Annotated in this window: 8 protein-coding genes; all 8 read right to left on the bottom strand. The window is 38.4% G+C overall.

What is annotated here, in order from left to right:
- Positions 1–89: 89 nt before the first annotated feature.
- Complete coding sequence (locus H6G06_RS07915; protein WP_190558799.1) at positions 90–620, bottom strand: response regulator; 531 nt, start codon at positions 618–620, stop codon at positions 90–92.
- A 221-nt stretch (positions 621–841) separates the two neighbouring features.
- Entirely contained in the window at positions 842–3,985 is a 3,144-nt protein-coding gene (locus tag H6G06_RS07910; RefSeq protein ID WP_242039627.1) for a GAF domain-containing protein, read from the bottom strand.
- A 716-nt stretch (positions 3,986–4,701) separates the two neighbouring features.
- Positions 4,702–5,508 carry a pentapeptide repeat-containing protein gene (locus H6G06_RS07905; protein WP_190558795.1) on the bottom strand — a complete coding sequence of 269 codons (807 nt, stop codon included), beginning with the start codon at positions 5,506–5,508 and terminating at the stop codon, positions 4,702–4,704.
- Between the two features lie 11 nt (positions 5,509–5,519).
- Positions 5,520–6,158, bottom strand: a complete 639-nt coding sequence (locus H6G06_RS07900; protein WP_190558793.1) for a beta-carboxysome protein CcmP — start codon at positions 6,156–6,158, stop codon at positions 5,520–5,522.
- 180 nt (positions 6,159–6,338) lie between these two features.
- Positions 6,339–7,973, bottom strand: a complete 1,635-nt coding sequence (locus tag H6G06_RS07895; RefSeq protein WP_190558791.1) for an RluA family pseudouridine synthase — start codon at positions 7,971–7,973, stop codon at positions 6,339–6,341.
- 140 nt (positions 7,974–8,113) lie between these two features.
- The gene (locus H6G06_RS07890) at positions 8,114–8,770 is read right to left on the bottom strand and encodes an HD domain-containing protein (RefSeq protein ID WP_190558789.1); all 657 of its coding nucleotides are present in this window, start codon (positions 8,768–8,770) and stop codon (positions 8,114–8,116) included.
- A 286-nt stretch (positions 8,771–9,056) separates the two neighbouring features.
- On the bottom strand, positions 9,057–9,866 hold the full coding sequence (locus H6G06_RS07885; protein ID WP_190558787.1) for a 3'-5' exonuclease: 810 nt from the start codon (positions 9,864–9,866) through the stop codon (positions 9,057–9,059).
- A gap of 190 nt (positions 9,867–10,056) precedes the next feature.
- Entirely contained in the window at positions 10,057–11,814 is a 1,758-nt protein-coding gene (locus tag H6G06_RS07880) for a sensor histidine kinase (protein WP_190558785.1), read from the bottom strand.
- Positions 11,815–11,823 lie beyond the last annotated feature (9 nt).

The raw sequence follows: 11,823 nt of genomic DNA, 5'->3' as shown, positions 1-11,823 counted from the left end.
TAAGTCCTGCCTTAAAACAAAAAATTTATTAATTGTATTATTATAGTATATGTATCACGGCACTGGCTCCCCCACACGCTAGACCCTACCTAAACAGATACATTTGTAATTTGCTGAAATTCCATAGATTTGCTGCTCAAGTTTGAGTTGATAAAACTGGCAAGTTCCTCTAGCTTTGCATTCAGATCACAAATTGTTTGTTGAGCTTTAATAATGGTTAATTGATGTTCAACCCTTGCCAATACCTCTTCTATATAAAATGGCTTAGTAATATAGTCTGCACCACCTACTTGAAAAGCTTGGACTTTATCGGCAACAGCATCAGCTGCACTTAGGAAAATGATGGGAATATGGGCAGTGTTCGGGTTTGATTTTAGTTGTTGACAAACTTGATAGCCGTTAATATCAGGCATTCTCACATCTAACAAAATCAGACTGGGTGGAGATGCTTCAACAGTAGTTAGAGCCATTGCTCCACTAATTGCTTTACGGGTCTGGTATCCATTACGCTCCAAAATGCTAGAGAGGAGACGAATGTTTTCTATAACATCATCAACAATCAAAATATTAGTCTGAGTGGTTTGTGGTGAAGGTTGATGTTCTGGGCTTTTATTGCTCATAACTTTACGTTGAAAGTGGCAGGTGATAGAGAATGGTAAACAGTGATATGGCAATCCGGTTTGATTCTTGTTCGCGGAGCGTGGCGTAGCCATACTTACTCGTAGAGGCAGGGAACAGGGAACAGGGAACAGGGAACAGGGAACAGGGAACAGGAAAGAAGGAATAAAGGTATACTGATTTTTGAACAAAAATCAAATAGGAGTCCTATAAGTGATAACTGTTAACTGTTAGCTGGCTGAGTTAGTGTCATCAATTGGTCAAATTGATAGGTTTCAATCAATCTGGTTAAAGCCGTAATTAACGCAGTGTGTTCAGGTGGGATTTGATTAATGAGGTGGAGACATCTGCTATCGTTACCTTGGGCGGCGGCGAAATATAACTCGGCCATCCATTCATCCGACATGATACCCAAAGCAACGGTATTGAGAATAAATTCCGGTTTGTGAGCTAAAGAGTTAGGGCTGATCTCATTTACTGAATTTGATTTATGCAGATATTGAATTTGCAGATGTTGGGATAGAGTTTCTAAAATTTCTTCCCTGCTGAATGGTTTGCTAACAAAGTCATCACAGCCTGCGCTCAAGCTTTCCTGTCGCTGTTCAGTAAAGGCGCTTGCAGTTAGGGCAATGATTTTTGTGGGGTTGGGTCTTTCTCCAGGTTCTACTAATTCTTGTTCCCAACGCCGAATTTGTTGAGTAGCTGCATAACCGTCGAGGATGGGCATCTGCATATCCATAAAAATCAGGTGAGGTTGCCATTGCTGCCAAAGAGCGATCGCAACCTGTCCGTTTTCAGCTTCTTGCACTTCCAGACCTAGATTTTTTAAGACGCGGCTCAGTAGCAATCGGTTGGTAGCATTATCCTCAGCAATCAAAATCCGATAGTTCTGCCCCGGAGCAATGCTAACTACATCATCAGGGGTAAATGAATGAAAAGTGGGGGTTGCTGGAGCTAAACCAGCCTGAATGTGAAACCTGAAACTACTACCTTGACCTAGTTTACTAATAACAGCAATTTCACCGCCCATCAATTCTACAAACTTCTGACTGATCTTTAAACCTAAACCTGTACCCTGTTTAGATTTATGTCCCGCTCGTGTTTGCTGAAATGCCTGAAATAAATCACCCAGTTCTTCTGGGGCAATCCCAGGCCCAGTGTCTTCAACTTCAAACCAGAGATTGGTGATTGGGGATTGGGGAGATAGGGAGATTAGCTTTTCAACTGCTGCCTCTTTTCTTACTCTGAGGATGACACTACCTTGTTCAGTAAACTTGATGGCATTGCCTAGCAGGTTGATTAATACCTGACGCAGTTTATTCTCATCGGTTTTGATGTACTGGGGTACTGAAGGATGAAAATCAAAACTCAGTTGTAGACCCTTGGATTGTGCTTTTAGTTGCAGCATGGCTGCCAAACTGAAGAGCAACTTGTGTAAATCAAACTCTGTTTCATAGAGTGTGATTCTTCCGGCTTCGATTTTAGACATCTCTAGCACATCATCAATTAGTGCTAACAGATGTTCACCACTGTTGTTAATGATTTCAATATACTGTTGATGGTCAAAACTCAGGGATTGATCCGGCTGCATCAACTGAGTAAAGCCGAGAATGGCGTTCAGGGGAGTACGCAGTTCATGACTCATATTTGCTAGAAACTCACTTTTTGCCCGGTTAGCCTTGTCTGCGGCTTCTTTGGCTATTTTTAGTTCCTCTGCTTGTTGCTGGGTTTGAGCAAATAATTCTGCCTGCTGCACAGCCACCCCTAGCTGATTACCTATTTGGGTGACAATTCCTATTTCTGCCTCTTGCCACTGTCGGGGATGGCCATTTTGATAAACTGCTAACAAGCCCCAAATTTGCTGTTTACAGAAGATGGGGGTGATAATGTAAGCCCGTGCTTGCAACTCTTCGAGAAGATTGAGATAGCAAGAATCAAATCCTGCGGCGTAGATGTCGCTAACACAGTAATAGCTGTTTTTTTGGCGTAGTAAACCGCCTTTGTTTTCCTGTAAGTAGGTATCACGGATCAATATATCAGAAGTGCTAAGTAAAGTTGTGATACAGTTAGGTTGATTTACGGCCACCTTGGTGAGTTTGGGATCATTTGCTCGTGTCGGTAGCATCATAGTCCAATCATCAGCGACAGACTCAGACACTAATTCTCCACTCCAGTCCGGTTGAAAGCGGTAAATGAGAACGCGATCGCACCCAACGGCTTGACGTAATTCAGTGGTGGTGACATGGAAAATAGATTCTAGATTCAGGGTTTGACGCATTCGTAAAATTATGCCGTTGATGGCTTTTTCCCGTTCTGCCATCACTCTCATCGCCTCTTCCGCCGCAATACGTTCACTAATTTCGCTTTCTAAAGCGTTATTAGCTCTCACAAGTTCAGTAGTGCGCTCCTCAACTCGGAATTCCAGATCCTCATAAGCTTGGCGTTTTTCTTCTTCTGCCCATTTACGTTGTAGTTCAGCAGATGCCCTGGCGGCGAAGACACTGAAAATTGCTTTGGTGCGTTCATCCGTAAGAAAGGGTTTGACATCTATAATGCAGAGATTGCCAATCACCTGCTGATCCCTATCCAGCAAGGGTACACCCACGTAGCTCTGTGCGTCCATTTCTTGGAGTAATGGGGCATTGGGAAACAAATCCTGTAAATTATTTGGATAAGAATACAGTAATTTTTCCTCAACTACGGTTTGGCAGGGAGTACCCACTAAGTCATATTCAATGTTTTCTACTAAATTAGAAACAGACCAGAGGGCAAGGGTACGCAGTTTTGATAGGGAGTTATCTACTGCTTCCGACACCATAACGTAGTTAACATCGAGTGCTGTTGCCAGATTCTGCACTAGAGCCGGAAAAAAATCGTTACCAGTTACAGAAGCAGTTCCAGTCACAATCATTCGCAAGGTTTCCTCGGTGCGTTGCCGTTCTGTTACTTGCTTTTCTAATTCCTGGTTGATGGCTTCTAGCTGTTCTGGTGTTCGCAGTGACAAAAATTGCGGTAGCAGTTCTACTAGCTGTAAAGCTGTATAGCAAGAAACTAGGGCAGTTAAGGCGCGTTCAATGCCGGAAATCCAGTAGTCTGGATGCCACAACGTCCAAATGTCGAGGAGATGCCCTGTACCACAGAGGATAATGAATGCACCAAATAAGACAAAAACATTGGAGAAGGGAATATCATTCCGCTTGCTGACAAAATAGATCAGCATTGCCGGTATCGAGAAATAGGCGATCGCAATTAACGCATCACTCACTAAATGCAATCCCACTAGGGGAGTTTGCCAAAGGTAGCAATGCCCGTGGGGTATATAGTAATTAGACTCTAAGATATGATTGATGTTTGGAAATAATGCCAAAATTTTGTGCATATTGTCAAAATTATATTCTAAACATATATAGGGAATGGCATAATTTACACAATCTAGACTATGTGAATGTTGTCGGTAGCAATTCAGTCCAAATCTTTGCGGAATTAAATAAATTTTTACATTACCAGCACAAAAAAACCATCCATGATGGAACTTTAATCAACAATCTGAAAAAGAATTTTACTGAAGAGAAAAGAAAGATTCTTTATTGTGCAGAAATATTTTATAAATAGACCTTTTTTTGTCAGAATCAGGATTTGTAGGATTAATGGATGAACAAGATTTTTTTATATTTACTCACATCTTGCACCAGGCGACTGGAAGTCACGGCTATACATACAAAACCCACCTGCGTGGGTTTCAAACCCTTGATTTTCTGTGAGTCCGTGCAGACGGACTTAGTTTGTCTAGCAGTATCTTTCTAATCACCTGGGCTTGGTGCAAGATGTGAGTTTACATCTTGTAAATTTTAAAATCCTGAAAATCTTAATTCAGACATAATAACCCCTTGGATTATTCACACATAATATTACCATAACCAGTTAAGAAGTCAAGAGCCTAGTAAAATCGTTGGAGATTTGCGATAAATTGTCAATATTATTGAGAAAAAACTTAGACTTATTGCGAAAAAACTAGATGTTTACCTTTTTTGTGTAAATTATATTTAAATAACTTATAGGTTTAAGTGATATACTTTGCTGATTCTAATCACATCCATAAAGACTTGGCATAATTGCATCTTGTAAATTCGCACCCTTGAGGTTAGCACCTGTTAAATTTGCACCTCTCAGATTCGCACCTTGAAGATTTGCACCTGCCAAATTTGCATATTTCAAATTAGCCCAAGTTAAATCAGCATTCATCAAATTCGCCTCACTCAAATTAGCTCTGAATAGATATGAACTTCCTAAATGTGAGTTGGTTAAATTAGCTTTATAAAAATTAGCTTGGTAAAGGTAAGCTTGCATTAGTTCGGATTCATACAAATTGGCTTCACTCATGTCAGCAGTAATTAAATTAACACCAATTAGGTTAGCAAAACCAAGATTGCTGCGGATGAGTTTTGCTCCTGCCAAATCTGCATCTTTTAAGTTAGCATTGCTCAAATCAGTACCAATTAAATTAGCATCTGTAATTACAGCACCTCTAAAATTAGCTGCCTTCAAATCAGCACCAATTAAAGTTACCTGACTTAAATTTGCCTGTGTCAGTGTTGCACCACTCAAATTAGCAATACTCAAGTTAGCTTGAGAAAGATTGGCTTCTATCAACTTGGCTTGAGACAGGTTAGCACTACTTAAATTTGCACCACTCAAATTTGTTCGCACCAGTAAAGCGTGACTTAAATTTACCTTGGTTAAATTCACACCTTGGAGATTTGCACCCCGGAAGTTTTCCCCTTCTAGGTTAGCGGTGCTAAGGTCAATTTCAATTTGGGGGTTTCGCTGTCTCCAGCCTGTCCAGGTAACTGCACCTGCTTGAAGTAGGGCTAAATGCTCTCGACTTGCCATTTTTTCTCCTTCTATTCCTGACGCTGACTCTGTGGTGTGCGGCCTGGTACATTTTCAATCGCGGCTAAAGCTCCCGCTGCACCTGCTAAAATATCCCGTTCTTCCCCACCTAAATACAGTCGGCCAAAGCTTCCTACCGCTTGCACCTCTAAAATGTTAATTTGTGCTGCTTTCTCGGCTTCGTTGGCTGCGAGTGCAGCGTAAGCAGCTGGTTCAACTTCTAAAACGTACAGTGTTTGTCCTGCGAGTAGTAGCTGGCCTCTGCGTGTGCGGTTGATGAGTTGAGTTTGGTAAGCGTCAATATTGCGAATAATCTGGCTAGAAACGACACGGGGTTTGAGACAGTCTTCTTTTTTCACTCCCAGCATGGCTAAAATAGCTTGGCCTGCGGCTCGTGTTTCCCCTTGAGAACCAGAATGCACTTCTAATAGTCCATACAATCTTTCTACTACCTGTACTCCCGGACGGACAGAGGCTGATTTGAGGGCTACGTCTGTAATTTTATTGATTTCAATACCGGGTGAGATTTCAATCCACAGGGATGTATCCCCTGGTAATGGTAAGAAACCTTGGGCTACTGTTCCCATATATGCGGCGTGTTGCGGTTGCAGATTGTCTAGAAATACGAAACTGCGTAATTCTATGCCCAAAGTTTTGCGCTCCAGTCATGTGTATGCAATATTTGAGTTTACCGATAAAGGCTGCATTCGTAAATTATTCTGGTGATTGGTGATTGGGTTATTAACTTCCCCCTGTTCCCTGTTCCCTGTTTTCTCGTTCCCTGTTCCCTGTTCCCTGTTCCCTGTTCCCTGTTCCCTATGAATTCTGAATTAAAAGGGTGTTTTTGTCTGTAAATGCAAAGTTTCCCCTGTGTGAGGATGTTGAAAAGTGATTTCTCTGGAGTGTAGATGTAATCGGCTCACATTAGCATTGCAACCATATAAGCGATCACCTAAAATTTTTACTCCTAATCCTCGCACATCAGCAGCATGAACCCGTAACTGATGGGTACGTCCTGTGAGAGGGATAAATTCTACACGGGTATGGTTTCCTTGTTTTCCTATGACTCGAAAGTTAGTCAAACTGGGTTTACCTTTTTCTAAATCAACTGTTTGATAAGGACGATTTTCTGGATTTCCCCACAATGGTAAATCAATTATACCCTGGTCTGTGGTGAGTGAACCTGCAAGAACGGCTTCATAAATTTTGTGTATTTGTCGTTTTGCAAATTGTTGATTTAGTTGTGAATGGGTGGTGCTATCGCGTGCCAATATCAAAATACCAGAAGTTTCTTGATCTAAACGATGTACTGTCATCAATTCTAAATCATACAAATTCCGTAACCGACTGAGAACACTATCTTGATTGTAATGATAACGCCCAGGTACAGATAGTAATCCTGGGGGTTTATTCACAGCAATTAACCATTGATCTTCATAAATAATTTCTAACTTTTGAAAATCAGAAGTTTGAGATTTTAATCCTGATAGCAAAAACCCCATTAAAGGCTGACATCTTTCTACACAAGCACCATAAAATTCTCCTTGTACTTTATCCTGTATTGAGGATTCACCCCACCAAAATTCTGCCATTGCGAGAGGTTTTAATTTATGAGTTGCGGCATAATGTAACAATTTAGGAGCGCAACATTCCCCCGTTCCTGTGGGTATTCCTCCTGGTATTAATTGCTGTAAAGATAGAGATTGTCCATAAAAATTAGTCAGGCTATATGCAGCGTGCATTTGGGTTTGCAATTGCCTTGATAGTTCTTTTCGCTGTTGTTTGAGTTCTCTAATTCTGTTATCTGCGGCTGTTATTAGCTCGGCTAAAGGCTGCAACAGTTCATTTTGACGACGTTTTAAATATTTCCTCTCAATTCCCTGCTGACAGCTTTCGGCTTCTAGTTGTGCTATGGCAATTTCAAGGGTTTCTCCTCTCAGGGTTTGTTGGTATTGTTGGCGTTTTTCCTGTCGTTGTTGTTTACTTTGATTATGTTGTAAATTCATTATTTGTAACTGCTGTTTAAATTCAACAGTTAATGTTTCATATTGTTGTCGTTCGGGAATTTGTTTAAGAGTTATTATTTCTTGTTTAATTTCTGCCAACTTTGCTAAAGTCTGTGTTTCTGCTAAAGCAACTTCTTCACGTCCGGGAATGGGGGGAACCCAACCTTTTACTACACTATAACCATTTAAAAGTCCGGAAAATGCTTTAATAATTTTTGGTTCACCGTTGGGTAATTCAACTAATAAAACACCATACATTTTACCTTCACGTGTGTAAATTTGATTTTCGCTCAGTTGCTGCATTAACCTTTTAGCGATAGCTTCTACTAAAGCTGTACGTGGTAATTTGAGAAGTTCACCAGTTTGGGGACATTTACCCTCATAATAATAGCTGGGATGTGGGGTGATAATTTCAGTATTGGGGTTAATAAAATCTGATAATGGGTGTAGAATTATCATATAAATATTTAATTTATTTAGATTTTATATATATTATCGTACCAGCGAATATTTTAATAGGACTTACGCAAGATTGAACTCAAAACCTGATTCTTGCGTAGGGGTAATACCCTTCGGGAAGCAAGCTACATGAATTACCCCTACTTCCGTTCTGTTTTGTGTAAGTCCTGTTTTAATTCAGTGCTGATATTCAACCGGGCTAATTCTTCAGCAGACTCTAACATTAAAGGTGTAAAGTAAATAGATTTACGTTGCAAAAATCGCTCTAATACTTGTCGTCTACCTGTAATATATTCAGTTTCTGGAACCCAAGCATATTCCTGACGAATAGCTTTGGCATACTCTTGGTATTGAACCGTATCAGCCGCTAAGATTGCTAAATCAGCATCCAGTAAAACTTGGCTATCTATATCATCGGCTTGATGATTTTTAGTACACAAAATTAGATTTTGAATTTTAGTAATAGTGCTATTAGGAATTGCTAGTTTTTTCAAAAAAATAGCAGCATATTCGGCACTTTTTTCTTCATTATCTGAAGCATGAGTGTCATATACTATATCATGAAACCAGGCTGCAAGTTGTACAGAAGGCAAGTCTTGGACAGATGTTTTTAAAGTGTCAATTGTAGTCAGAACAGAGTGAATATGTTGTAATGTGTGATAGTATCGACTGGGTTCAGAATAAACTGAAACAAGGTAAATAAAGGCTTTATTTGACGTTATTGGATCAACATTAAAGAGTTGGACTGTGTGCTGCAAATGCTCAAATAAAATCTCTTTGAGGTTGTCTGTAAACATAAATATTGCCTATGATTTTGTTTATCTCGTTCCCAGTCTCAGACTGGGAATGCAATCACAGAGGCTCTGACTCTACTGTAGCTTATAACGCAGCATAAGTAGGTAGGCGTTGAAAATTGTCGTTATGGCAAGGCAAGAGACTTTCAGAGATTTTACATTTTGTTACATACCTTGGTTTTTTCGAGCCGACTTACTTAGTGTGAACTATATGTAGAAGGCAGAGCCTTCTATAATTCATTCCTATACAGAGTATGGGAATGAGTAATGGGAACGAGTAAATTACGAATTACGAATCATGAATTGCTTTCCAAGCTCTTTTTAAAACTTTCCTAGTAGATAATGAAAAATCTCCTTTATTCATCATCCAGTCGTAATAACTGGGATCTTTTGAAAATACTTCTAGCAAAGGTTTGCCTTTATATTTACCAAAGTTAAACAAAATGGCTTTTTTCTGTTCATCATAAATAAGTTTACCTGTGGGGTCTAAAAAATTAAAGGTAGTCAGTTGACTTAAAATGTTGATGTCATTTTTAATTGGCACAGGTACAGGAGAACCATCATTACTATATTCTACATTTTCATACCGTTGAATTTGTGCTTTGAGAACTTCATAAGTCGCACGAATATCAACTGCTGCATCATGCGCTCCTACTAAATCTTGACCACAATAAAACTTATAAGCTGCCCTTAAATTGCGTCGTTCCATTGTGTGAAATATGGTTTGCACATCTACTAAATTTCTCCCAGGCAATTTAAAACATATTCCGACACGTAAAAATTCTTCTACTAGCAAAGGAATATCAAATTTATTGGAATTAAACCCACCTAAGTCACTATCATCAAGAAAATTTAAATAGTCAAGAGCAACTTCAGCAAAGGTAGGTGCATCTTTTACATCATCATCATAAATTCCATGTACTACTGAAACAGTGGGAGGAATAGGAATTGTGGGATTAATTATTTGAGATTTCAGTTCTTCTCTGCCGTCTGGAAATACTTTGAGGACGGCAATTTGCACAATTCTATCTTTAGTAACCTCTACTCCTGTGGTTTCTAAATCAATAAACGCTAGTGGTTTTAATAAGTGAAGTTTCATAATGATTTAGGATTGCTATAAAATTGGTATGTAACCTAACAAATACAGCAAGCAGAATTCAGGAGTCAGGAGTGAAAGCCGCTTGATGTTTGATAAAGCTGCGCTACAGTCATATTTTGATTTTCACTTTGTACCTCATTCACTTGCAATCTGCTGTAGATTATACGCAATTATAAACACGATTTGGAAACTAATTATGTTGCTTAATCGGAAGTTCAATAATAAATTCTGTTCCCTTTCCTGGTGTAGTAATACATTGCAATTTCCCTTCATGCTTGGCAGTAATAACTTGATAGCTAATTGACAGGCCAAGACCGGTTCCTTTACCAATAGGTTTTGTAGTGAAGAAAGGATCAAATATACGATTGCGACTTTCTTCTGGTATTCCCATCCCGTTGTCTACAATATGAATAGCAATCCGATCATTTTTTATCAGCTTGGTTTGAATATAAATTCTCTTATTACAAGTATTTATGTCTGATAAAGAATTTTTATTTCTGTGTTCTTCTAGAGCATCTATGGCATTACTAATAATATTCATAAATACTTGATTTAGTTGACCTGGGTAACATTCAACTACGGGTAAATCACCATAATTTTTGATAACTTCAATTTCAGCTTCTTGAGGTTTTCCTTTAATTCTATGCTGAAGAATTAACAATGTATTATCAATTCCTTCGTGGATATTTACTTCTTTGATATCAGCTTCATCCAGTCGAGAGAAGTTTCTGAGAGATAAAACAATTTCACGAATTCTTTTAGCTCCTACGTCTAAAGAAGCAATTATTTTACTTGTATCTTCAACAATGAATGGTAAATCTATATCTTCCATGTAGTATTGAATTTCATCCACAGGTTGGGGATAGTAGGTTTGATACAGATTTATTAATTGAATCAAATTCTGAAAACATTCTTCAAGTGGTGTAATGTTACCATGAATAAAGTTAACGGGATTATTAATTTCATGAGCTATACCAGCTACTAGCTGTCCCAAACTTGACATTTTCTCATTTTGAATTAATTGAATTTGAGTTTGCTGGAGTTCTTGCAGTGCTTGTTCTAGTTCTTGGGCTTTTTGTGTTAATTGAATCTGAGACTGTTTCAGATTAATTTCCGCTTTTCTTCTATCAACTATTTCCGTCTGTAAATCTTGATTGAGTTCAAAAAGTTCCGAGGTTCTTTCAGAAACTCTGGATTCTAGAGAATAATAAAAATCTCTTAATTTCATGGTCATCTGATTAAACTCATCTGCTAATTGTTCAATTTCATCGTTAGTTTTAATATCTAAATGATAATTTAAATCACCTGCACCAATTTTTGCTACTCCAATTTGCAGTTTATGCAATGAGCGAATAACTGGAAGTATAATCATTATTAGTTTAAACAAAAATATTAAAAATATACCAATAATGCCTAAAAATTGAAAATTTGTATTCATTTTTCTGATTCTTGCAACCCTCTCATTAGCAGTATTATTTTGTTTTTGAGCTTTCTGAGAAATATCAGCTAGGTAAAATGTAATATCTTGTATGTAAGAGTTAATTGCTTGCAAATCCTGTTGAGATGTAACTAAATTATTTTTACTATCTATAGTGTTGGCTAAATGTGTTAAAAAAGCGTGACGACGACGCACAAATGATAATTCTGGTACTTCATCCATCACAAATTCTAACTTATCGAGGTCTATCAGAAAATTAGACCTGATTTTTTGAAACTGTATCATATTTGTAATATTATAGCCTAGAACTACAAAATCTTTGAGTGCTAGGGCTTGATCTTTTAAAGCTTTTTCTAAGCTATGAGTAATACTGAGTGCATAAGCCGTTCTTTTCTGAATTTTTTCCGCAGCTGTCTCGGCTTGATATAGACGAAAAGCACTGGTCATCATCAAACATATCAACGCAGCTAATACTAGAGAAGAACTCAGGAATTTTTGCCAAATCCTCATAGTAATTAT

The sequence above is a fragment of the Anabaena sphaerica FACHB-251 genome, assembly GCF_014696825.1.
In the GTDB taxonomy this organism is placed as follows: domain Bacteria; phylum Cyanobacteriota; class Cyanobacteriia; order Cyanobacteriales; family Nostocaceae; genus RDYJ01.
Note: the sequence above shows the minus strand (reverse complement) of the source record. Positions and strands in the feature narration are given on the sequence as shown.